The sequence below is a fragment of the Peribacillus sp. QJM3NY_7 genome (assembly GCF_056173225.1).
Genome location: NZ_CM149663.1, coordinates 1,125,979 through 1,148,368, shown reverse-complemented (window position 1 = coordinate 1,148,368; position 22,390 = coordinate 1,125,979). Strand labels below are relative to the sequence as shown.

The following is a 22,390-nucleotide window of genomic DNA, read 5'->3' as shown; positions in this document are numbered from 1 at the left end:
AATGACTCGTCCCTACTTAATCAAAGTCTTCTTCTTAAAGAAGACTTTTTTTTATTTTATTTAACTCAAAGGAGCAGTGAAAACCATGTATAAACCTGAAACATATCTTGCTCAATTAGGAAATCGCAGTGAAACGGCGACAGGAACAGTCAATCCGCCGGTATACTTTTCAACAGCTTTTCGCCACGAAGGAATCGGTCAATCGACGGGATTCGACTACACAAGGACAGGTAACCCTACCCGCCAGCTATTGGAGCGATCCATCGCCGATCTGGAAAAAGGAGACCAAGGCTATGCCTGCAGTTCAGGAATGGCCGCCATCTCCACTATACTCGCCCTTTTTAAATCCGGGGATGCGTGGATTGTCAGTGAAGATCTTTATGGCGGTACATATCGGCTGTTAGAACAAGGTTTTAAAAAATGGGGATTGCAGTGTGACTATGTAAACACTTGTTGTTTGGAGGATATCGAAAAAGCCATCACTCCTCACACGAAAGCCATCTTCATCGAAACTCCCACTAACCCTCTTATGCAGCAAACGGATATTAGCGCCGTTGCCGCATTGGCTAAACGATATAATTTATTGCTAATCGTTGATAACACTTTTTACACGCCTCTTATTCAACAACCCATCTTACTTGGAGCTGATATTGTGATCCACAGTGCAACCAAGTATCTCGGTGGTCATAATGATGTGCTCGCCGGACTGATCGTTGCTAGCGGCGCTGAATTATGTGATGCACTTGCCTTCCATCATAATGGCACTGGAGCTGTCTTGAGCCCATTTGATTCATGGCTGTTGATGCGCGGAATGAAAACCCTAGCATTGCGGATGGAGCGTCATGAAAAGAATGCCAAGATACTTGTAGATTACTTATCGGAGCATGATTGTATTACGGACGTATTGTATCCAGGCCGAGGCGGCATGATTTCTTTCCGCATCATTGATGAAGCGGCGGTCAACCCATTTTTACAATCGCTCTCATTAATTTCCTTTGCAGAAAGCCTGGGAGGGGTTGAAAGCTTCATCACCTATCCTGCCACACAAACACATGCCGATATACCGCTTGAGGTCAGAACGGCAAACGGTGTTTGTAATCGACTGCTCCGCTTCTCCGTTGGCATCGAGGATAGCGACGATTTGATTGGTGACTTGCAGCAAGCATTCGCACATGTAAAAAGGGAGGCACTACGATGACAGATCATGATTTTAGCTTTGAAACAAAATTACTTCATAATCAACATAAATTCGATCCGGCAACGGGCGGTGTGAGCGTCCCCATCCAGCATGCATCGACTTTCCATCAATCCGATATCGATCAATTCGGCAAATATGACTACAGCAGAAGCGGGAACCCAACCCGCGAGGCACTTGAAGACATCATTGCCGAACTTGAGGAAGGCACTCACGGCTTTGCCTTTTCATCAGGTATGGCTGCCATTTCAACAGCCTTCCTGCTATTGTCTGCCGGGGATCATATCGTCATTTCCGAAGATGTGTATGGCGGAACGTTCAGGATGGTCACAAGCGTTTTGAACCGTTTCAATATTGAGCATACCTTCGTTGACATGACGGACCTTGAAAGTGTCAAAGCGGCGGTTCAGCCAAATACCAGGGCCATATACATTGAAACGCCTTCAAATCCTTTACTTAAAGTGACCGATATTCAAGCTGTATGTGATATCGCAAAAAAAGCCGGTGCCTTAAGTTTTGTTGATAATACATTCTTGACGCCCGCATTGCAAAAACCGCTGAATTTGGGCGCTGATGTTGTCCTTCATAGCGCGACGAAGTTTTTATCCGGACATAGTGATGTGGTAGCTGGGCTTGCGGTCGTGAAAGATCCGGAATTGGCGGCAAGACTCGGTTCGCTTCAAAACTCCTTTGGAGCGGTCCTTGGTGTTCAGGATGCCTGGCTCGTAATGAGAGGCTTGAAAACCTTGTCAGTTAGAATGGAACATTCACAAAAAGGGGCCGAAAAGATTGCAGCCTACTTAAAGGAGCAGCCCTTGGTGAAAAAAGTGTATTATCCCGGCCTAGCCGATCATCCACAGCACGCCATCCAGAAAGGCCAGTCACTCGGAGCAGGGGCGGTCCTTTCATTTGAATTGGAAAGTGAGGAAATCTTCCGTTCCTTCGTGAACACTGTCGAGCTCCCTGTTTTTGCCGTAAGCCTGGGAGCGGTAGAATCCATATTATCCTACCCGGCCAAAATGTCCCATGCGGCCATGCCTGCTGATGAAAGGGAAAAGCGAGGCATCACGAATAGCTTGCTCCGCCTCTCTGTCGGACTGGAAAATCCGGACGATTTAATCAAGGATTTCGAAGCTGCCCTCGTCAATATTGCCAAAGAGGAAGCAATTGCTGCAAAATGATTAAAGTAGTGGGTGCCTCATATTTTATGGGCACCTTTTTTATTCCATCAATAAAAGAAGACCATCGATTTCCCGATGGCCTAACTCTCATTTCTTCATATTATATTTATCCAGGAAGCGATCCACCCGTCCGCCTTTTTCAGCAAACTTCTGCTTTCCTGTATAATAAGGGTGCGTATCCGAGCTGATTTCCACTTTTAATAAAGGATATGTTTGGCCGTCTTCCCAAACGATTGTTTCATTGGACGTCTTAGTGGAGCCTGTCAAAAATTTATACCCACTGTTGGTATCCATGAATACCACTTGTTGATAATCGGGATGAATTTCTTGTTTCACTATTATCACCTCATCGTCAGTATAGGTATATCTTAAACGTAATGATTACTATTATCAACCATTATGCTTGAAGGTACCAAAAGTCGGTACCTTCATTATAGTTTAATCTAGATGATCTACCCCTATTCCATTCAGCCAGCCATACCTTTATGCGGACCTGCCTGCAGTTCATACATTTGATAGTACTTTCCTTTCAGTTCCATTAATTCCTCATGTGTACCAAGCTCTGCAATCCGCCCTTTTTCCAGTACAAGAATTTGGTCGGCATTTTTTATCGTGGAAAGCCTATGTGCAATGATGAAGGTCGTTCTCCCTTTTTTCAGCACTTCCATACCCTCCTGGATAATTGCCTCGGTTTCGGTGTCGATGCTTGCTGTCGCTTCATCCAAGATCAATATGGCCGGATTGAATGCAAGGGCACGGGCAAAAGAGATTAGCTGACGCTGTCCCGAAGACAGCGTTCCGCCTTTTTCGATCACGGGCTCGTCAAGCCCTAAAGGAAGATGCTTCAGCACTTTGTCCCCCCCGACATCTCTTAATGCTTTTTCAACCATTTCCCTTGTGATGCCTTTATGATTGAGACTGATATTGGAGGCGATGGTGCCAGTAAATAAATAGGGGTCCTGAAGGACGATCCCCATATGCTCCCTAAGCGTCTGATGGGGGATATCCAATATATTTCTGCCATCGATTTTGATCTGACCTTCACTGCTGTCATAAAAGCGGAATAATAAATTCATTATGGAGCTTTTTCCTGAACCGGTGTGGCCAACTAAAGCAACCGTTTCCCCCTGTTTAGCGGAGAAGGAAATGTCCCTTAACACATATTCTTTATCCTTATAACCAAAAGAAACATTTTCGAATTGTACGTTTCCTTTGTATCTGGATATGTTTTCATCGCTGACTGCCAATCCCTTCTCATCCAATAAGCTGAACGTCCTCTCCCCTGCAACAAGCGCCTGTTCAAGATTAGCGAACTGATTGACGATTCCGTGAAGCGGATGTAGCAGGCGGCTGATCAAATCAACAATTGCATACATCATCCCTAAGGAAATGGCCGAACCCGCTGTAAGGGAAATCCCGCCGAAATACCAGACGAAGGCCATCAGCGCCAAAAGCTTAATGACGCCAATCAAGTTTCCACCCGTCAACGAATTCAAATGGAGCATTTTATTTTGATAGGAAAAATGCTCCCGGTTCAGATTTTCAAAAGATTGCTTCGTCTCCTTTTCACGTCCAAATGCCTGAATGATGCTCATACCAGAAATGGATTCATTAATCATTCCATTAATATCGCTGACCCGTTCCCGAATGATGTGATTATATTTCGAGGCGAATTTACGGTATACCATCGTCCAGATAACGATGATCGGAATAAGTAGAAGGCCAATGGTACCGACTCGTGGATCCAGAATAAACAAAGCAATTAGAACGCCGAAAATATTAATGGTACTCGAGAAGAAGTTGGCGAGCACGGTTACATATAATTCCCGGATCGCTTCCGTATCATTAGTGACCCTGGCTACAATTTTACCCGCTGGCATATTATCAAAATAACGTATCGGCAGACGGGAAATATGCCTAAAAATATCATTTCGCATCTTCTGTATGATTCGGTTCGCCGCTTTCTGTAAATAAAAACTCTGGCCATATTGAAAAATGGAGGAAAGGATGACAAGGCTAAAATAAAAAGCCACAAGCTTAATGATCCGCGGGATTTCCGGTTGATAAAATCCCATCACTTCCTGACTCGTCAATTTCACTGCTTGCGCACGTTGTTCTTTCCCGTCTTTCTTGATGATCAATGATTGGTTCTCCAAGGTTCTGCGCCCATCGATAGGGACAGCTTCATCTACGAAGACAAATTGATTGCCAACCTGCAGAACATGGACTTCCCTGCCTTTCTTCTCACCTTTTGAAAAGTAATCAGCCCGTTTATACCAATTTCCATCATACTTAACTGCATCTTTTCCTTTACCTGCTTCATGCCAGGAAGATTCGATACCAAGTATATGTGAATCGATGATTTTCTTGGCAACGAAAGGACCCGTTAAATCGGCCGCTACCGAAAGAGCAAGCATGATCAGGGCGCCAATGATCAATTTTTTATAAAGGGCAGCATAATTAAAAAGTTTCTTTACGACCTTCATGCCTTCACCTCCGTTCCTTCGTCAACCTGCTGTCGTTCATATTGCTCCCTATACCAGCCATCATTCAGCAGTAAATCCGCATGAGTCCCCTCTTCGATGATCTTTCCGCTGTCCAATACGATAATCCTGTCCGCGTGCTGAACGGCTGATAAGCGGTGGGTTGTGATGATGGTCGTTTTCCCTGCCCGTTCATTCTGGATATTTTCGATGATCGTCGTTTCCGTTTTTGCATCGACAGCGGATAAGGAATCATCCAATATAAGGATTTCCGGATTTTTGATCAATGCCCTGGCAATCGAGATCCTCTGCTTTTGCCCACCGGACAGAGCGACACCCTTCTCACCGACGAGTGTCTCTAGCCGGTTTGGCAGCATCATTAAATCCTTCTCAAAATCCGCAAGCCGGATGGCTTTAGCCAGTTCACCTTCCGTTGCATCCATTTTACCGAATAAGATATTTTCCCTAACAGTCTTCGAGAATAAAAAATGGTCCTGTGGAACATATCCGATCCATTTACGGATATCTTCAAGGTGCAGGTGCTCCAGCGGCATGCCTGCAAAAGCGATTTCACCTGTTCCTAAAGGATATTCCCGCAGCAATTGCTTCACGAATGTCGTTTTTCCACTACCTGTTTTCCCCACTATCCCCAATGTTTGACCGCGCTCAAGCTGAACGGAAATATCGGATAGATTCACAACCGTTGAGGAAGGGTATGTAAAATGCACGGAATTGAATTGGATATTCCCCGGGTTCGTAATACTCTCCATCCCCATTGAATTCTTCACATCCGCTTCATACGAAAGGGTATCCTGAACACGGTCTAGCGAAGCATTTCCCCTTTGCATGACATTGATCAATTCACCCACCGCGATCATCGGCCAGATTAACATGCCTAGGTACACATTGAACGAAACAAGCCCGCCAAGCGTTATGGCCTGTTGAAACACAAGATAAGCCCCATAGCCCAACCCGATTAAATAGCTGATGCCGATGATAATGCTGATTGTCGGATCAAAGAGGGCGTCGATTCTTGCCACGGCTAGGTTTTTGCCATATACATCCTCGGTCATTTCCTCAAATCGCTTTTCATCTTCCCGTTCCTGGACATAGGCCCGGATAACACGGACACCGGAAATGGATTCCAGGACCTTGTCATTTAAAGTGCCAAAGGCTGCTTGTGCATCCGTAAAACGTTTGTAAATTTTCTTCACGTAAATTTGCATCAGCACTGCCATGATCGGAAGCGGCAGCACCGCCGCAATCGTCAACTGCCAGCTGATCGTGGCTCCCATCATGACCACTACCGTGATGGTGAACAGCACCGCGTCTACGAGGGTCAATATCCCGAAACCAGCTGTGAGGGATATTGCCTTTAAATCATTGGTTGCCCTTGCCATTAAATCTCCTGTACGGTTTTTTTCATAAAAACTTGGCGTCATTTTAAGCAAATGGCCCATAAACCCTGACCTTAGTTTCCGTTCGACCAAGTTTCCGCCGCCGAATAACAGATAACTCCATAAGTAACCAAATAGGTAACTGCCGATCAGTACCATTAGCAAATAAATAACGTATTTCATGACCCCTTCCTGCGTCATGCTGCCATTGTTCATATCATCGATGGCATTCCCGACAAGTTTTGGCGGGATAACCTCCAAGATATTCACTAGACATAGAAATAAAATCGCCAAGGTGTAACGCTGCCACTGTTCTTTAAAGAACCAGGACAGCTTTTTAAAAATCGCAAACATGAATTCCCCTCCCTTTTGTTCAAACCCTTCGCTCGCTAACCGCTTTCTGGATCTCCCGGCTGCAATAAGATTTCCAATGTCTTTTGTCTCATTTATAGTTCCTCCTATCCTTTATATGGAAAGGGTGCTAATGCACCTGGATCCAAAATGCCAAAAAGCCCCCGCCGATTAGCGGAAGCTTTTTTAGATGCGTAATAACACATATAAAAGCGCAGGCCGCGAAAATTCCACAACCTGCGCTTTAAAATCATGAATGGAAGCGAGGAATCCTATGTCTGGAAGGACAAGGTATCAGGGCAGGCGGAAGTATGATATTCAATTGTGACATCACTGTGCTTAACTGATTTAGTCATGACGTTCGCCTCCTTTTCCATTGATTAATGGTAATTTTTAACTTATTTTTAAAGATTACTACGTTTGCATATTTTTGTCAATTGTGACTTTTCTAGATTATTGATGGATAATCCTTTATTCTAATAAGAATGACGCAACCTAAGGAGGTTCAGCATATGCAATGGAGAAAATATATACTCCTGGCGGTTCCCTTTTTATTATCTGCCATTTTCATCTTATTTGCCGTACCGGTCCAATATAGATTTTTATCCTTCATTCCTGTGTTTCTTTTCTGGATAGTTTATTATATTTTATTGTACCGGGAAAAGAAGAAAAAAAGATGACATCACCTTGGGGGGGTTGCAAATGCAACGCCCCTTTCTTGATGGCTATGCATATAATGATCGAAAAACATTCGTGGTGAAATGTATGCTTTCCCAATATTTGCAAAAGCTGTTGGGTAAACACCCTGCCAAAACAAAACCGATCATCGATGCTGAAAGATTTGACACGCTAAAATCCCGTTTACAAAAAGAGCTCTTTCAGCCTGTTGATGAGTCAAAAGCTTTTTTCCCCGAGGAAGCCGCCCTGATAAAAAGCATTCGAACCGAAACGGCTGCCTTGAACCGGAACAATATCACAAGAACTCAAGCCTATCTTGCCTTTTACAATCGCAATCCAGAGGTTCACTGGGCCTTTTTAGCACATATGGTTTCGAGGAATGGCGGATACCATATGACTGACTTGAAAAGTTCAAACATGACCCATCTACTTGACAGAGCGGAACGGCAGAAATTTTTCCTTTTCCTTGAGCGTGCCAATTCAGCCATATTTGCAGATGCCTTCCCCCAGCTTCTTTTATATGAACATTCTAAACAAAAAGAACTTCCGCTAAGAAGGTATTTACCAGTATTCCGCATTTCAAGATTCATGGCCCCGATTTGGGAATCTTTCATCGAAGAGCCCCATTCACCCCTTTTGACAACGGCCCTTATCATTAATGAACAAAGAATGCTTCAGGAAAGGATATTAAAACGCACCCGTCATGGTGAAATCCTCCGCAGGCTTGATTTTCAGCTTCAGGAATACTTAGGCTTCATGAAAGTGATTTTCCCTTATGCAAACAAGCAAAAAGGACTTCATTCCTTGACAGGACTTACCGTCGAACGCTTTGCCGACCCGAAACAGCGCATTGAAACGGGGAAATTATTATATGGGCTTCTTTTTCAGCATCCGGTGGTTTTTCGCGGAGTCGGCCATTTTACAAAAGAGATTCCCCACACGGGTTCCAGAGAGGATTATTGGGCAAGCATATATACCTCTGATGGATCCACGTCAAAAGATGATAAAATCTACAGCCCCACTCTTCATGATGCATGGAAAGATCAACTATTCTTTCCTCCCCATTCCTTTGATTGGTTCACGAATGAAAGCTACATGGAAGATTTACGAAGTTTACCGATCATTAAAAAGGAGGACCTGACCAACGAGGTGCTCGAAAATGTCAAGCAGCTCAAAACCCTTAACGGAATGAAAGCCATTTTCTAGCATGATGCCTCTTACTTTGAATATCCCATCCCCCATTTGGCAAGAATGGTTAGCAAAAAGAATGGGTGAATCAAATGAGGGGCATTGTACTATTGAATCCAAATTACAAAATCGGGGATTTACATACGGAGGAAAGCTTTGCAATCCAAAAGATCGTGACGGACAAGTATATGGAAGAGAATAATATTTCCCCGGTCATACTCAATCCGTATCAAATCCACCCTTATTACACCATCCCGCATGAGCTTCTATCCAATTTACAAAGTGAAAAAACGGGGCAAATCGATTGCCTTGTGCTTCACTCCCTGGAAACCATTGAACGTTTCAACTATATTTATCCTGAAAAATGGCTTGAGCTATGCGGATACTTCAATGGGATTATCACTGTCACGACTCAAACTCCCGTTAGGAAACATGAAGCAAAATAAAATCATGGTACTTAAGTCCCTGTTGTGAATTAGGGTTATAGTCATTAATCGTTCATGTAAAAGAGTTCTTTCCAAGTACCTTGGTTTATGTTCCCCTTTTTTTACGGAGCCCCCCAACCACGCATCCCTACTAATGATTGCCGCTGTACCGCTTCTTCCTCTATTTATCTATTATATTAATTTTCCTAATTATAAGATTACTAGGAATTATATAACTACAAAACATTCTTTTGGAAATATAGATAAATTTACGGATAAAGCATAGAAAAATAAGTTAATTTTATATATCATTGGAGATAGGAATTTTCTTATTTTTTACTTTTACTAGAAAGGAATGTTAATGATGGCCAAAGAAAAAAAGAAAAAAACCCCAATTCCTTTCCGACTGAACTTTATGTTCTTTTTAATATTCATTTTATTTTCAAGCTTAATAATCCGGCTTGGCATCGTCCAAATCGTGTATGGGGACGATTACCTCCGCGAAGTCGACAGAACGGAAAACGATGTGGCCAATACCCCCGTTCCCCGTGGCAAGATGTATGACCGGAACTTGAATCCGGTCGTTGATAATGAGCCGCGTAATGCCATCACCTATACGAAATACCCGAATACGAAAACGGCAGATATGGTGAAGACGGCAGAGGTCCTTGCCACCTTGATAGAAAAAGACACCAAAAAGGTAACCCTGCCGGATAAAAAGGATTTTTGGATTTTAAAACATCCGAAAGAAGCCGAAGCCTTGATCACCAAGGCCGAGAAGAAGAAAGTAATCGAAAAAAAACTGGAGCAAAAAGATTTATACAAACTTCAAATGGAGCGGGTAACCGATGAGAATATCAAGGAATTCTCCAAGGATGAATTGGAAGTGATCGCCATCTTCCGGGAATTCAATAGCGGCTATGCCCTTGCACCGTCGATCGTGAAGAATAAAGATGTCACCACTAAGGAATTTGCCAGGGTCAGTGAACATTTGGATGAAATGCCAGGCGTGGATGTAACGACGGATTGGGAGAGGACCTATAAGTATGACGAGACCCTCCGCTCGGTTCTTGGCAAGGTCTCTTCTTCCGAAGAAGGCATTCCCAGTGAAAATATCGACTATTACCTGGCACGCGACTATACCAGGAATGACCGGGTCGGAAAAAGTTATATCGAAAAGCAGTATGAAGATGTCCTGCGCGGTCAAAAGACGCGGATTGAAAATGTGCTAAGCAAAGGGGAAGTCATCAAAACGAATACCCTCACTGAAGGGCAAAGCGGAAAAGACTTGGTCCTTACAATTGATATGGAGCTGCAGCAGCAGGTTGAAAAAATCATCGAGAACGAATTGCGCAAAACCAAGGCTAAGGGAAATACCTACCTTTTGGATCGTGCCTTCGTCGTTTTAATGGACCCGAATACAGGCGAGGTGCTTACGATGGCCGGCAGGCAATACGGCCGCAACAGTAAAACCGGGTTGACCGAAATGAACGATTTTGCCCTTGGAAACATAACGACCTCGTATACGATGGGGTCATCTGTCAAAGGGGCCACTGTCTATACGGGCTTTCAGACAGGAGCCATCGCACCAGGGTCAGCTTTCTTTGACAGGAAACTCCATTTAGCAGGAGCTCCTCCGAAAGGATCTTATAGTGATTTGGGTTATGTAACCGATGTCTCTGCGTTAAAGAAATCATCGAATGTCTATATGTTCATGACGGCGATCAGAATTGCCGGCGGGCATTATATCCCTAACCGGCCGTTAGGAATCAACCGGGAAGCTTATGCCATCATGCGGAATCATTATGCCCAATTTGGATTGGGTGTCCGTACAGGAATCGACCTGCCAAATGAATCCGTAGGGTTTAAAGGAGTCGATATGTCAACAGACGGATTGCTGCTGGATTTATCGATTGGCCAGTATGATACATATACCCCCATGCAATTGGCACAGTATGTATCGACGATTGCAAATGGCGGAAAAAGGCTTGAGCCCCATATGGTCAGGGAAATCAGGAATCCATCCAACGAACACAATGAATTGGGCAGCGTCTTTAAAACGATGAGTCCTAAAGTGTTAAACGACTTAGGCGGAAAAGACGTTTGGATGCAGCGTGTCCAGGAAGGATTCAGGCAGGTCGCACAGGAGCCAGGCGGGACAGCATATAAATATTTCGGCGGGAAGTCTTACCGTGCGGCAGCAAAAACGGGTACTGCCGAGGCCTTTTATGACGGACCGCGGAGGAATCAATATAGCGCTCCAGTCCCGACTATCAATTTGACGCTTGTAGGTTATGCACCTCACAATAATCCGGAAGTGGCATTTTCTGTCGTCGTGCCATGGGTGTATCAAGGCAAGCCCTCTGATGATATAAACAAACGGATCGGGCGGGACGTAATGGACGCCTACTTTAAATTGAAGGAAAAAAGAGCAAAAGGTGAATCTGATGCAGATAAAGCAGTAGAAAGCACTCAATGATGAATACAAAAAAGGCCTGCTCGTAATCGAGCAGGCCTTTTTATGATGCCCATTCATTCCAGCTTTTGAACGAATTCCTTATAAAGGGCCCTAAGGGCATCTCCCCTGCTGATAATGCCGACGACTTTATCATTTTTGTCCACGACGGGGATTTTCTTGAAATGATGCTTGGAAAGGACCTTTATCAATTCATCTAGCGGATCTTCGGGAGATAGCTTTGTAATCCTTTTATTTTTAATGATTTGTGAGACTTTATCATTCATTTTGGATGTAACCTTTTCATCCAACTCTTCACCGGGAAGAACCGTAATGTAGGTGAAATACCCCATGATGGCTTCCTCTGCAGGTGTCAGGTAACGAAGGATATCCCCGTCCGTCACCATTCCCAATAGCTTATCCTGTTCATCCACAACGGGGACCCCGCCCACTTTATTTTCGATCAAGATCCGCAGAATTTCCTTTAATGTAAAATCAGGACGGGCTACAAAGACTTCCCTTATCATGAAATCCTTAACTAACATAATACCACCCCTTTTTAAGTTTGTACGTTCTGTATTCATCTCTCCCTATTAATACCCTTACTTACTCTATTTAAAAACCCTTGCCGCCTGAACTGCCTTTTTCCAGCCATTATATAAATCCTTCCGTTCCTGTTCTTCCATCTCGGGTTCGAATTTCTTATCGACCGCCCATAGCTTTGAAATCTCTTCCTGACTTTCCCAATATCCGACAGCGAGCCCAGCCAAATACGCCGCTCCTAACGCTGTCGTTTCACTAATAACGGGTCTTTCGACTGGTACATTCAGGAGGCCGCTTTGGAATTCCATCAAGAAGTTGTTTTTGACAACCCCGCCATCGACCCTTAATGCCTTTAGGTTAATCCCTGAATCAATCTCCATGGCGCTAAGGACATCTTTTGTCTGGTAGGCCAATGCTTCTAATGTTGCCCGGACGAAATGCTCCCTCGATGTCCCCCTTGTCAGTCCGAATACAGCTCCCCTGACATCACTATCCCAATAAGGGGTGCCTAATCCTACAAATGCGGGAACTACATAGACACCATCGGCTGAAGTGACCCGCAAAGCATACTTTTCACTTTCTTTCGGATCATGCAAGAGTTTCAGTCCATCCCTTAACCATTGTATGGCCGAACCTGCGACAAAAATACTTCCTTCCAAGGCATATTCGACTTTTCCATTCAGCCCCCATGCAATCGTGGTCAACAGGCCATGCTCTGATTTCACTGCCTTTTCTCCTGTGTTCATCAGCATGAAGCATCCGGTGCCATAAGTATTCTTAGCCATTCCTTTTTCAAAGCATTCTTGGCCGAACAATGCGGCCTGTTGATCTCCCGCCGCTCCGGCAATCGGGATTTCATGCCCAAAGAAATGATGTGGCGCTGTTTTCCCGTATATCTCCGATGAAGAACAAACGTCAGGGAGCATCGATTGCGGCACTTGCAGGATTTCCAGCAGCTCTTCGTCCCACTTCAGGTCATGAATGTTATACATCAGCGTCCTTGAAGCATTCGAATAGTCTGTTACATGTGATTTACCAACCGAAAGTTTCCATATCAGCCACGTATCGATCGTACCAAACAATAAGTCTCCGTTTTCAGCCTTCTCCCGTGCCCCATCTACATGGTCGAGAATCCATTTCACCTTTGTACCGGAAAAATATGCATCAATCAACAATCCGGTTTTCTGCAAGAATAAGCCATCGAGGCCTTCATCCTTCAATTGCGTACAAATTTCGCTTGTCTGCCGGGATTGCCAGACGATGGCATGATGAATCGGCTGACCTGTTTCCTTGTCCCATACCACGGTCGTCTCCCGTTGATTCGTTATGCCAATTCCAGCGATCTGTTCAGGCCTTACATTCATTTCCGATAGACAGGAAGCGATTACCGATAAGATGGAGCCCCAAATTTCATTGGCATTATGCTCCACCCATCCTGGATTCGGGAAGTATTGGGTGAATTCCTTTTGGGCAATATGCAAAACTTCCCCGCTTTTATTAAATAAAATGGCCCGGGAACTTGTCGTTCCCTGGTCCAATGATAGTATGTAAGTCTCCACGGCTGTCTCCTCCTGCACTTAAGAAAAGGTTCATTTCAGCTTAAGTGTCATGCTGTTTTTTCTTTCTACATTTTACTAGATATACCCGTGAAAACAAAAAATATATAAACTACAGCAGAAAACTGAATAATATTGGCAGGTTAAGAGTTTATCTTTTACAATGAAAATAAGCGGATAGGAGGAATGGAAATTGAATAATCATGAAATAGATTTTAAGGTATATGGAGATGACATGCAGTTTGTTGAAGTGGAATTGGACCCTCAGGAAACGGTGTTTGCCGAGGCTGGAAGCTTAATGATGATGGAAGATCAAATCAAGATGGAAACCATCTTTGGTGATGGGTCTTCAAATGGTGACAGCGGAATGATGGGTAAGCTATTCGGGGCCGGGAAACGGCTACTTACTGGTGAGAGTCTTTTCATGACGGCTTTTACGAATGAAGGACGAGATAAAAAACACGTTTCATTCGCATCGCCATATCCAGGTAAAATCATCCCGATGGATTTAAGCGAGCTGGGCGGGAAAATCATATGTCAAAAAGACGCGTTCCTGGCGGCCGCAAAAGGCGTTTCGGTCGGAATTGAGTTTCAGAGAAAAATAGGGGCAGGCTTCTTTGGCGGTGAAGGCTTCATCATGCAAAAACTAGAAGGAGATGGAATGACCTTCGTTCATGCCGGTGGCACGATCCATAAAAAGGAATTGGCAGCAGGGGAGATTTTACGCGTCGATACAGGGTGTTTAGTGGCAATGACTAGCGGGGTAGATTATAATATTGAAACTGTAAAGGGTGTGAAAACCGCTTTGTTCGGCGGCGAAGGTTTATTCTTTGCAACATTAAAAGGACCCGGAACAGTCTGGGTGCAATCGTTGCCATTCAGCCGGCTTGCCAGCCGTGTATTTGCTGCAGCGCCGCAAAATGGAGGATCATCCGAAGAAGGCAGCGTAGCTAGAGGCTTATTCAATTTATTCAACGATAAATAAGAACCGGACCAATGGCTGCCATCCTGGCAGTCATTGATCTCTTTTGAAAAGGATGGGTAGCTACATGCAGCTTGTTAAGTGGTCCTACATGAGACGCTATAATATCAGGGCAATTTTTGATCAATTCCCGAATTCGCCTGTTATTTTCCGAAAAATAAGAGATTACTATTTTGTTTATACCGTTCACTGGACAGCTGCCGATGCCCCTATCGGCATAAAAGAGCTTGAAGAAATGGAACAGCTGCTTAACCGTGAGCTCGGGACTGAACTGCAATATCTCTACCGAAAAAAATGAGTTACTCCTCATACATCATTTTTCTTGTCATGCCTCCATCGACGATAAGATCCTCACCCGTAACGAAATTATTTTCCGTTGCCGTCAAATAAAGACAGGCCCTTGCAATATCGTCCGGTTTGCCAACCCGATTGGAAAAATGCTGCAGGTGATCTTCATCCCTCAGCGATTCATAATCTCCCGTTTCAATCCACCCTGGTGAAATCGAATTGACCGTAATTTTCTCTTTGCCCAAAGAAGCGGCAAGTGCATGTGTCAGTGCTTTGATCCCTCCTTTGGTTGCTGCATAGGATTCCGAATCAGGCTCAGACATCATCGCTCTGGTTGATGCTATATTGATGATCGCACCTCCCATTTCATTTTTCCGCATCGATTCTGCCGCGGCCCGGGAACAAAGGAAAACACTGCGCAAATTCGTATTCATCATATCGTCCCATTCCTCTATCGTCAGATCATAAAGCGATTTGAATAATGCCTTTCCTGCATTATTGATTAATATATCAATGGTCTTATATGTTTTTAGAGTTACATCCATCAATTGTTGAATGTCAGCTTCCTTGCGTACATCCGTTTTAACGAACATGGCTTCATGACCGTTACTTTTGAGCTCTTCCACACACAGAAGCCCTTTCCGCTCGTCCAAATCTGCGAGAACGACTGAAGCGCCGCTTTCTGCATATCCCTTTGCCACGCCTCTCCCTATCCCATTCGAAGCACCTGTTACAATCACCGTTTTATTTTTGAAACCCATTATTCCAACCTCACTTTCACAGCCGCTTTTCCCTATCATAATATCCAATCCGCTCCACTTCAAACAATTTTGAGCTATCTAAAAATCCTTTTCTTCCCATCAATAATCGCAGGACCCTTATATTTTTGTAGCTGCCCTAAAGTGATGTATGATAGATGGTAACAACAAGAATGAACCCGAGTGAAAGGCATCCGCTATTATCTTTCTTACAGTGTAAAAATTTTTATTGGAGGAATGTAAAAATGGACTTATTAAAAAATGTGTTTTCTTTAGGATTAGGTGCAGCCGCTGCTACAAAAGAGCAAATTGAAAAAGCGGTGGACTCTCTTGTCAAAAAAGGCGATATCAGCAAAGAAGACTCCAAGATCCTTATTAAGCAATGGGTCGAAAAAGGGGAGCAAGCCCAAAAGCAGCTGGACGATTCCGTCAAGGCCAAAGTCAATCAAGCGCTCAATGGCCTAAACTTGGCAACTAAAGAAGAAGTCGAGGAATTGGAGCGCCGCATCGTAATTTTGGAGAAACAGAACCAAAACTTACAACCGTGACAGGAGGTACTTGAATGTTTCGCAAGCGACTGAAACACGCACATCGTTACCAAGAAATCATTAATGCCTTTTTGAAAAATGGGTTTGGTTACTTCATCTATCGCCTGGGATTATCCGAGAGTAAAGCGGGATCGAAACTCCAATCCGATGAAAACCTGAACCTCCGCTCAATCGGAGAGCGGCTGCATACGATATTACAAAGCTTGGGACCTACATTCATTAAGCTTGGGCAGATTGCAAGTACGAGGCGTGATTTCGTTCCTGAAGAAATCGTCCGCGAGCTTGAAAAGTTACAGGACCAGGTCACCCCCTTTCCATTTGATAGGGTCCGTAAAATTGTCGAGGCCGAATTGGGTGATTCTTTGGAAAACATTTTCCTTGAATTTAATGAAACCCCACTGGCAACCGCTTCGATTGGACAGGTCCATACAGCTCGACTTCCATCACTGGAAGTCGTAGCAATCAAAGTGCAGCGGCCAGATATTCTTCCGACTGTGGAAACGGATTTGGAAATTCTCGATGATTTGGCAAGACTTATGGAAGCACGCATATCTTGGGCAAGACGCTACCAAATCAGAAAAATGATTGATGAATTCGCTAAATCACTCCGCGCAGAACTTGATTATAACTCCGAGGGTCGAAACGGGGAAAGAATAGCCAAGCAATTCATCGATGATCAAGGGTTTAAGGTACCAAGGATTCATTGGGAGTTTTCCACAAAAAGGGTACTGACAATGGATTTCATTCAGGGAATTAAGATCAATCATTATAAACAGCTTGATGATGAAGGTTATGATCGCCGGCAAATCGCGGAAAGATTAGCGAACTCCATGCTTCATCAAATATTGATCGATGGCTTTTACCACGGTGATCCCCACCCAGGCAATATCATCATATTGCCTGGGAATGTCGTCGCACTCATGGATTTTGGGATGGTGGGACGTCTTGAGGAAGAAACGAAATATCAGTTCGCCTCGCTTGTCATCAATCTGAAACGCGGAAGCACCAATGGATTGATCAAGACGCTTTCAGATATGGGTCTCTTGACGGACGAAATCGATATGGCCCCATTAAGGGGGGATATTGATGAACTGCGAAATAAATATTATGATATCCCATTGAGCCAAATCAGCTTAGGCGGAGCAGTCAATGACCTGTTCACGGTTGCCAATCGTCACCAGGTCCAAATCCCACCCGAATTCACGATGCTCGGCAAGGCTTTGCTTACCATGGAAGCCATTGTCGAAGGATTAGATCCGAATTTCAGCATCATGAAGGCAGCTGAACCTTTTGGGGAAAGGCTTTTTAAAGAACGCTACAACCCAAAAAACATTGCGAAGAACGCCTGGAATCAATTCATCGAGTCTGCTGAAGCCATTGCCGAATTGCCCAAGGATATCAGGGAAGTGACAGGTATCATTAAAAAAGGGAAATTGCGGCTCGATATCAACATCCCCGAACTTCAAGTTTTTTTACATAAGCTTGATCAAATCTCGAACCGGCTGTCGTTCAGTATCATCCTGCTTGCATTCAGCATAATCATGGTCGGTCTCATTATCGGTTCTGCAATAGGCGGGGAAACCTTGATCCTTTGGAAGATACCGGTTATCGAAATTGGTTTTGTCGTTGCAACCCTGATGTTCTTACTCATGCTCTACACTATTTTCAGATCCGGAAAAATGTAACTCACTTAAAACCGGATTCAGATTGGTCTCATCCCGAACGTGGAGTAGGGGGCACTGGAAACCATAGCCTAAGAACCAACGGTAAGCCATATTTGTTTCAACATCTTCTATTGTTTTATGCATTGAACGAATTCCGAAGCCATATTGAATGAAAGTCAGTTTAACTAATATAACTGAATCAATACTTGGGCCTTCTACCTTTGAATACATGCCTCCAAATCATAAATGAAAGAGAAGTCAATGGCAGGCTCCATTTTAAGAACTAAGTTGCGCTGGCAAGTTGATCTAGAGTAATCATTTCAAGTTGATCTCGCTGAATAGAATCATGTTTAGAAAGCATCCTCATCAAGGTTTTAATACTTCTATTTTAAAACAAAAATGACTCTAGACAAAAGTGGTCTACCTAAAAGGTAAGACACAGTTAATTGGAGCGGGTGTATGAGACTCCTGCTTAGAAAAGCGCGTCTAGGGAAACCCCGCAGGCTCCCCGACCGCCCGCGGAAAGCGAGTGCCTACGTTCCAATCAACGTCCAAATTGTACAAGCCATAAAAATAGACAAACTCGATTTTCATCGAGTTTGTCTACATTCAAGGGAACCCCTTTGGAATAGGGGGTTTTTCTTGATTTGATTCATTGGTTATTTATCCGACGTTCATATGAAACGGCATACGCACTATGGCGAAAATGCAAGATCCGGTCTTCCGAGCATTCGATTCCTTCAGGAATATTGGTTGGATCAAACAATAATGTATCTTTACACACTTCCGATTTTTTGGAGATCATTAAATGCCCTATCGTGATTACCTGTTTATCTTCCGACCAAGCTGTAGTCGGATCGTCAGTCGGGTCATTTTCCCCTCCTATTTGGATGTTCAATTTAAAGCCCACCGGTCCTTCTTTAAGCCTCTTTTCCATTTCTTCATCCAGATACTCCGGCGAATGCTCGGCAACCTCCCCTTTTTCTAACATACTAAGGCCGGCATCTGGCACCCACTCATACTTGATTGCCTGCCGCCTTCCTTCCTTGTTAATGAAATAGAATGCGTGAATGGAGTAATATTGGCACGTTGAAAAACTGGCTGGAGAACGCATTTCTTTAAGCATTTGCAGGCTTGCCTTGCTTTCAGGGTATTTCCACAGGATTTTTGCAAGCTCTTTCAAATTGGGGAAACCTTCCTTTGCAGATTGGAAAAAGCCAGCAATATCAACAAACGCTTGCGGTGTTTTCGCAAAGAATAACGGAATGGTCACAGTAATAAGATCTGACACCTTTCCATTCGGCAAATGAAACTTGACTGCCATGCCCTTTACAGGGGAAATGGCATCAGGATGGCTTGGAATCGGTGAGCTATTTGAAAACCGAATGATCACCGGCACGGCTTCATCCTGTAGATGCGAAGCCACCGTTAATGGGGACGCTTTTCCGTTTGGGGTAAAAACCCCCTCATAAACATATCCCCTTGCATGCACACGCCGATAACCAGGATGTGTTCCTGCTACATTTTCAATCACATTTACTGCTTCCCTGGCCAGTTCAGGTTTGTAGTCGTCGGTTCCTTCCATGATACTCACCCCACCTTTTCAGATTATTATCCATTATTACATGTACCCCATATTCCATTAGCTTATTCTTTCTTGAATCACCGAAAGCATTGATTGCAAAAAAACACCTGACGCTGCAAACATATGTCATATCTTTATGGACACGTGATTTTATCCTTTAATTCTAGAAACATTCAAAATGATCGGCATATACAGATCTCTTTTACTTCCACTATAAAAATACTCATTCCTGTTCCGGCTCCACCTGTGAAAGGATCACATGGGTAACCGTTGCTGCAAAAGGAATGGTCCGATTGATGAATCCCTCCACTTCTTCAAGGCTCCGAGTGTGGATTTTCAGCATAAAGCAAGCCTGCCCGGCAATGCGATAACAAAAGTCAACATTCGGCACCTTGGAGATATACTTTTTGAATTTCTCATATTCCCCATTTTTTATCGTAGCTTCCACGATACACTCAATTGGAAAACCGATCTTTTTATGATCAATCTCGGCAACATACCCTTTAATGATCCCGAACGACTCCATTTGCCGAACCCGATCGGCAACGGTGGGGGCCGAGAGGTTTACTTTCTTTGCCAATTCCCTCATGGAGATTCGGCTATTCAACGTTAATTCGGCAAGGATGCTCTGGTCTTTCTCATCTATTTTCATTTTTAAATTATTCCCCTTTTTCCCTTTACATTCGTTCATTATTAAACCATATTTCTTTACAAATGGAATTAAAATTCCTGGATTTTTATATTAGGATTATCTCAAAGGAGTGATGTTCATGACAAGAATAAAAAAATCATCACAGGGCTCCAGTCCATTTCAAAGATTATTTCATTCTGAAGAGATTTCGCATAAATGGTCGGACCTCTCAGATTGCATATCTGCAGATGGGAAACTTTCGGAGAAATTGAAGGAAAACGTCAGAAGGGTGCTGGCATACGGTAATGGCTGCTCATACTGCCAGGCAAAAGGGACTCCGCTAAAGCCGGAAGATATGAAAGAAAGCTATGCAATTGCCTTTGCGGAAGTATTTCTCTTGCAACGTGAAAAAACGGAGGAAAAGTTTTTCCAAGTATTGAAGGAAGTGTTCAGTGATGAAGAAATTTCTGAACTATTGGCATTCATTTGTTTTACAACCGCCCAGCAATATTTCGGGGCTTTGATGGATTTAAAATAACACAAAAAAAGGAACAGGCCTTCCGCCTCGTTCCTTTCTGTAAAAAACCTACATTCTACCCTTCATTAGTTTGAACGATACCGAACCCCTTTACCAGCATCAGTTGAATGACCGCCTAGGATTTCGCACCATGATCCTCCATTTCATTGATCCTTGGAAGAATGGAGCGGGAAGGTACCGGGGATGTCAAAACCACAGATGTATTCAGATGTCCATAGGGTATTAATCGATCTATCAGTAATCTCATGCTGTCCATATCAGCTAAAGCCGCTTTCAAAAAATATCCAACTGTTCCTGTTACACGGTGGCACTCGATAATGTCTAAATCATTTTTCACTAATTGCTCAAAATCGGAAACAGGAACCTTAAGTTCACTCACCTGAATGAACACAAGTACACCCCTTCCTATTGCCAAAGGGGAAACCCTTGCGCTGAACCCCTCAATGATCCCCTTTTCTTGAAGTCGGTACATTCGTTCAGAGATGCTAGGTCGACTGAGAGCCAATTTCTTCGATAGTTCACTAATCGTAATGCGTCCATCTTTTTGTAAAAGTTCCAGTAAACTGACATCTATTTCATCCATGAAGCAACCGCCTTTCATAATGAAGGAATATAAGCATATATTTCTTTAAAATGTTGTATGGATAGCGAAAAATACGTTCTTTTTTGTATGTAATTTTAACAGTTAATATTCTATCATTAAAATAATCAAATAGAAAAAGAAAATTCAGAACTTTACCAAAGGGAGGAACCTGCATTGACCTTTACGAAAATCCCGGTTCGACAAAACATCGAAAGCATTAGCCCCTATGTTTCCGGCAAACCAATTGAAGAAGTGCAACGTGAACTTGGTCTTGAAACGATCGTTAAATTGGCATCCAATGAGAACCCATTCGGTTACTCACCTCTAGCAAAAGAAGCCATGCTTAACGAAATGGAGCAAACCTCCTTTTACCCTGAAGGCATGGCGCCTGCATTAGCTGAAAAACTGGCAAGAAACTTGAATATCAATAAAGATCATATCATTTTGGGCAATGGATCTGATGAAGTGATACGTTTGTTGACACGAACCTATATCCAGCAAAATGATGAAGTCATCATGGCTGATGTGACATTTCCACGCTATGAAACGAATGTATTGATTGACGGCGGCACACCTGTAAAGATTCCTCTTACCAATGGTGTACATGACCTTCAGGGTATGTATGAAGCCATAACAGAAAAAACGAGAATGATATTCGTCTGTAATCCCAATAATCCGACAGGAACGATCGTTCAAAAAGAAAAGTTACGCTCCTTCATCGAGAAGGTGCCGAAGCATATTTTACTGATCGTTGATGAAGCATACTATGAATATGTCGATGATGCAGAATATTTAGAAACCTTACCGCTTCTCAATATGCATTCAAATCTGGTTATCTTACGCACTTTTTCAAAGATTTATGGACTGGCTGCTTTAAGAATCGGATACGGTTTAATGGATGCTTCCATCATACAAGAGCTAGTTAAAGTGAAGGAACCCTTCAATACTAATCGTTTGGCACAGGCTGCGGCATTCGCTTCCCTCGACGACCATCCATTTGTTGAGAATTGTGTTCGTAAGAATGAGGAAGGAAGAAGATATTTAGAAAATGAACTAAGCAAGATGGGTTTGACATTCTTCCCTTCACATGCCAACTTCTTGATGGTTAAATTGAACCAGCCTGGCAAGGACATTTTTGAGAAGTTATTAATTCAGGGTGTCATCATCCGTTCAGGTCATTTGCTAGGCTATGAAAATACCATCCGCGTGACAATCGGCACTCCTCTTGAGAACGAGAGATTCATAGCTTCCTTACAACATATAATCAAGAAAACATCTGGAGATGACCAATCGAAATGAAGTTGCAGAATATCAGTGATCAGTAATGAAAGATACGACATGGACGCCTTTGCCATGTCGTA

Annotated in this window: 21 protein-coding genes and 1 pseudogene; 12 read left to right on the top strand and 10 right to left on the bottom strand. The window is 43.5% G+C overall.

Annotated elements, in window-relative coordinates:
• Positions 1 to 85: 85 nt before the first annotated feature.
• Both AC0VX1_RS05430 and metC read left to right on the top strand, forming a co-directional pair.
• Positions 86 to 1,198, top strand: a complete 1,113-nt coding sequence (locus tag AC0VX1_RS05430) for a methionine biosynthesis PLP-dependent protein (protein ID WP_475470263.1) — start codon at positions 86 to 88, stop codon at positions 1,196 to 1,198.
• Positions 1,195 to 2,376: a cystathionine beta-lyase gene (gene metC, locus AC0VX1_RS05425; RefSeq protein ID WP_475470261.1), complete on the top strand. Its 1,182-nt coding sequence runs from the start codon at positions 1,195 to 1,197 to the stop codon at positions 2,374 to 2,376. Before AC0VX1_RS05430 ends, metC begins: the two co-directional genes overlap by 4 nt.
• 87 nt (positions 2,377 to 2,463) lie before the next feature.
• Here metC and AC0VX1_RS05420 read toward each other — a convergent pair whose 3' ends face one another.
• The 3 genes from AC0VX1_RS05420 to AC0VX1_RS05410 all read right to left on the bottom strand — a co-directional run bounded on the left by AC0VX1_RS05420 (position 2,464) and on the right by AC0VX1_RS05410 (position 6,610).
• The gene (locus tag AC0VX1_RS05420; RefSeq protein WP_034314776.1) at positions 2,464 to 2,712 is read right to left on the bottom strand and encodes a type B 50S ribosomal protein L31; all 249 of its coding nucleotides are present in this window, start codon (positions 2,710 to 2,712) and stop codon (positions 2,464 to 2,466) included.
• 131 nt (positions 2,713 to 2,843) lie between these two features.
• The gene (locus AC0VX1_RS05415) at positions 2,844 to 4,862 is read right to left on the bottom strand and encodes an ABC transporter ATP-binding protein (protein ID WP_475470258.1); all 2,019 of its coding nucleotides are present in this window, start codon (positions 4,860 to 4,862) and stop codon (positions 2,844 to 2,846) included.
• On the bottom strand, positions 4,859 to 6,610 hold the full coding sequence (locus tag AC0VX1_RS05410) for an ABC transporter ATP-binding protein (RefSeq protein ID WP_475470256.1): 1,752 nt from the start codon (positions 6,608 to 6,610) through the stop codon (positions 4,859 to 4,861). Before AC0VX1_RS05410 ends, AC0VX1_RS05415 begins: the two co-directional genes overlap by 4 nt.
• Positions 6,611 to 7,119: 509 nt before the next feature.
• Here AC0VX1_RS05410 and AC0VX1_RS05405 point away from each other — a divergent pair.
• From AC0VX1_RS05405 to AC0VX1_RS05390, 4 genes are all read left to right on the top strand, one after another.
• Positions 7,120 to 7,287, top strand: a complete 168-nt coding sequence (locus tag AC0VX1_RS05405) for a hypothetical protein (RefSeq protein ID WP_153246154.1) — start codon at positions 7,120 to 7,122, stop codon at positions 7,285 to 7,287.
• Positions 7,288 to 7,309: 22 nt separating this feature from the next.
• Positions 7,310 to 8,491, top strand: coding sequence for a DUF2515 family protein (locus tag AC0VX1_RS05400; RefSeq protein WP_268564993.1), 1,182 nt, complete (start codon positions 7,310 to 7,312; stop codon positions 8,489 to 8,491).
• A 74-nt stretch (positions 8,492 to 8,565) separates the two neighbouring features.
• On the top strand, positions 8,566 to 8,919 hold the full coding sequence (locus tag AC0VX1_RS05395; protein ID WP_475470253.1) for a hypothetical protein: 354 nt from the start codon (positions 8,566 to 8,568) through the stop codon (positions 8,917 to 8,919).
• Between the two features lie 343 nt (positions 8,920 to 9,262).
• On the top strand, positions 9,263 to 11,377 hold the full coding sequence (locus tag AC0VX1_RS05390; RefSeq protein WP_336059052.1) for a peptidoglycan D,D-transpeptidase FtsI family protein: 2,115 nt from the start codon (positions 9,263 to 9,265) through the stop codon (positions 11,375 to 11,377).
• A gap of 53 nt (positions 11,378 to 11,430) precedes the next feature.
• On the opposite strand, the gene AC0VX1_RS05385 is transcribed toward AC0VX1_RS05390, so the two are convergent.
• Positions 11,431 to 11,898: a CBS domain-containing protein gene (locus AC0VX1_RS05385; protein WP_053534045.1), complete on the bottom strand. Its 468-nt coding sequence runs from the start codon at positions 11,896 to 11,898 to the stop codon at positions 11,431 to 11,433.
• A 66-nt stretch (positions 11,899 to 11,964) separates the two neighbouring features.
• On the bottom strand, positions 11,965 to 13,455 hold the full coding sequence (gene glpK / locus AC0VX1_RS05380; protein ID WP_475470251.1) for a glycerol kinase GlpK: 1,491 nt from the start codon (positions 13,453 to 13,455) through the stop codon (positions 11,965 to 11,967).
• A 190-nt stretch (positions 13,456 to 13,645) separates the two neighbouring features.
• On the opposite strand from glpK, the gene AC0VX1_RS05375 reads away from it, so the two are divergent.
• Both AC0VX1_RS05375 and AC0VX1_RS05370 read left to right on the top strand, forming a co-directional pair.
• A complete protein-coding gene (locus AC0VX1_RS05375; RefSeq protein WP_475470249.1) occupies positions 13,646 to 14,437 on the top strand; it encodes a TIGR00266 family protein in 792 nt (263 codons plus the stop codon).
• An 88-nt stretch (positions 14,438 to 14,525) separates the two neighbouring features.
• Entirely contained in the window at positions 14,526 to 14,732 is a 207-nt protein-coding gene (locus AC0VX1_RS05370; RefSeq protein WP_222620127.1) for a hypothetical protein, read from the top strand.
• Position 14,733: 1 nt separating this feature from the next.
• Here the strand turns inward: AC0VX1_RS05370 and AC0VX1_RS05365 are convergent, their stop codons facing one another.
• Positions 14,734 to 15,483: a glucose 1-dehydrogenase gene (locus AC0VX1_RS05365; RefSeq protein WP_475471712.1), complete on the bottom strand. Its 750-nt coding sequence runs from the start codon at positions 15,481 to 15,483 to the stop codon at positions 14,734 to 14,736.
• 242 nt (positions 15,484 to 15,725) lie between these two features.
• Here AC0VX1_RS05365 and AC0VX1_RS05360 point away from each other — a divergent pair, with 242 nt between their 5' ends.
• Both AC0VX1_RS05360 and AC0VX1_RS05355 read left to right on the top strand, forming a co-directional pair.
• Positions 15,726 to 16,028, top strand: coding sequence for a phasin family protein (locus AC0VX1_RS05360; protein WP_098187558.1), 303 nt, complete (start codon positions 15,726 to 15,728; stop codon positions 16,026 to 16,028).
• A 14-nt stretch (positions 16,029 to 16,042) separates the two neighbouring features.
• Positions 16,043 to 17,713, top strand: coding sequence for an ABC1 kinase family protein (locus AC0VX1_RS05355; protein ID WP_413022375.1), 1,671 nt, complete (start codon positions 16,043 to 16,045; stop codon positions 17,711 to 17,713).
• 39 nt (positions 17,714 to 17,752) lie between these two features.
• Here the strand turns inward: AC0VX1_RS05355 and AC0VX1_RS05350 are convergent.
• From AC0VX1_RS05350 to AC0VX1_RS05340, 3 genes and pseudogenes are all read right to left on the bottom strand, one after another.
• Positions 17,753 to 18,053 (bottom strand): annotated as a pseudogene (locus tag AC0VX1_RS05350) (transposase); the annotation flags it as partial.
• Positions 18,054 to 18,344: 291 nt separating this feature from the next.
• Entirely contained in the window at positions 18,345 to 19,277 is a 933-nt protein-coding gene (locus AC0VX1_RS05345) for a catalase family peroxidase (protein ID WP_095392762.1), read from the bottom strand.
• Positions 19,278 to 19,500: 223 nt separating this feature from the next.
• Positions 19,501 to 19,929: an Lrp/AsnC family transcriptional regulator gene (locus tag AC0VX1_RS05340; protein WP_475470245.1), complete on the bottom strand. Its 429-nt coding sequence runs from the start codon at positions 19,927 to 19,929 to the stop codon at positions 19,501 to 19,503.
• A gap of 118 nt (positions 19,930 to 20,047) precedes the next feature.
• Between AC0VX1_RS05340 and AC0VX1_RS05335 the strand changes: the two genes are divergently transcribed.
• Positions 20,048 to 20,446 carry a carboxymuconolactone decarboxylase family protein gene (locus tag AC0VX1_RS05335; protein ID WP_057275758.1) on the top strand — a complete coding sequence of 133 codons (399 nt, stop codon included), beginning with the start codon at positions 20,048 to 20,050 and terminating at the stop codon, positions 20,444 to 20,446.
• A 115-nt stretch (positions 20,447 to 20,561) separates the two neighbouring features.
• On the opposite strand, the gene AC0VX1_RS05330 is transcribed toward AC0VX1_RS05335, so the two are convergent.
• The gene (locus tag AC0VX1_RS05330) at positions 20,562 to 21,029 is read right to left on the bottom strand and encodes an Lrp/AsnC family transcriptional regulator (protein ID WP_034314805.1); all 468 of its coding nucleotides are present in this window, start codon (positions 21,027 to 21,029) and stop codon (positions 20,562 to 20,564) included.
• Positions 21,030 to 21,203: 174 nt separating this feature from the next.
• Here AC0VX1_RS05330 and hisC point away from each other — a divergent pair, with 174 nt between their 5' ends.
• On the top strand, positions 21,204 to 22,328 hold the full coding sequence (gene hisC, locus AC0VX1_RS05325; protein WP_328129592.1) for a histidinol-phosphate transaminase: 1,125 nt from the start codon (positions 21,204 to 21,206) through the stop codon (positions 22,326 to 22,328).
• The last annotated feature ends 62 nt before the right edge of the window (positions 22,329 to 22,390 follow it).

Bases quoted from the DNA above. Each gene is read 5' to 3' on its own strand.
- AC0VX1_RS05365 (WP_475471712.1), bottom strand. From the start codon at position 15,483: ATGGGTTTCAAAAATAAAACGGTGATTGTAACAGGTGCTTCGAATGGG.
- AC0VX1_RS05335 (WP_057275758.1), top strand. From the start codon at position 20,048: ATGACAAGAATAAAAAAATCATCACAGGGCTCCAGTCCATTTCAAAGA.
- AC0VX1_RS05400 (WP_268564993.1), top strand. From the start codon at position 7,310: ATGCAACGCCCCTTTCTTGATGGCTATGCATATAATGATCGAAAAACA.
- AC0VX1_RS05330 (WP_034314805.1), bottom strand. From the start codon at position 21,029: ATGGATGAAATAGATGTCAGTTTACTGGAACTTTTACAAAAAGATGGA.
- AC0VX1_RS05390 (WP_336059052.1), top strand. From the start codon at position 9,263: ATGGCCAAAGAAAAAAAGAAAAAAACCCCAATTCCTTTCCGACTGAAC.
- AC0VX1_RS05430 (WP_475470263.1), top strand. From the start codon at position 86: ATGTATAAACCTGAAACATATCTTGCTCAATTAGGAAATCGCAGTGAA.
- AC0VX1_RS05385 (WP_053534045.1), bottom strand. From the start codon at position 11,898: ATGTTAGTTAAGGATTTCATGATAAGGGAAGTCTTTGTAGCCCGTCCT.
- AC0VX1_RS05405 (WP_153246154.1), top strand. From the start codon at position 7,120: ATGCAATGGAGAAAATATATACTCCTGGCGGTTCCCTTTTTATTATCT.
- metC (WP_475470261.1), top strand. From the start codon at position 1,195: ATGACAGATCATGATTTTAGCTTTGAAACAAAATTACTTCATAATCAA.
- AC0VX1_RS05345 (WP_095392762.1), bottom strand. From the start codon at position 19,277: ATGGAAGGAACCGACGACTACAAACCTGAACTGGCCAGGGAAGCAGTA.
- AC0VX1_RS05395 (WP_475470253.1), top strand. From the start codon at position 8,566: ATGAGGGGCATTGTACTATTGAATCCAAATTACAAAATCGGGGATTTA.
- AC0VX1_RS05410 (WP_475470256.1), bottom strand. From the start codon at position 6,610: ATGTTTGCGATTTTTAAAAAGCTGTCCTGGTTCTTTAAAGAACAGTGG.
- AC0VX1_RS05360 (WP_098187558.1), top strand. From the start codon at position 15,726: ATGGACTTATTAAAAAATGTGTTTTCTTTAGGATTAGGTGCAGCCGCT.
- AC0VX1_RS05370 (WP_222620127.1), top strand. From the start codon at position 14,526: ATGAGACGCTATAATATCAGGGCAATTTTTGATCAATTCCCGAATTCG.
- AC0VX1_RS05415 (WP_475470258.1), bottom strand. From the start codon at position 4,862: ATGAAGGTCGTAAAGAAACTTTTTAATTATGCTGCCCTTTATAAAAAA.
- AC0VX1_RS05355 (WP_413022375.1), top strand. From the start codon at position 16,043: ATGTTTCGCAAGCGACTGAAACACGCACATCGTTACCAAGAAATCATT.
- AC0VX1_RS05340 (WP_475470245.1), bottom strand. From the start codon at position 19,929: ATGAAAATAGATGAGAAAGACCAGAGCATCCTTGCCGAATTAACGTTG.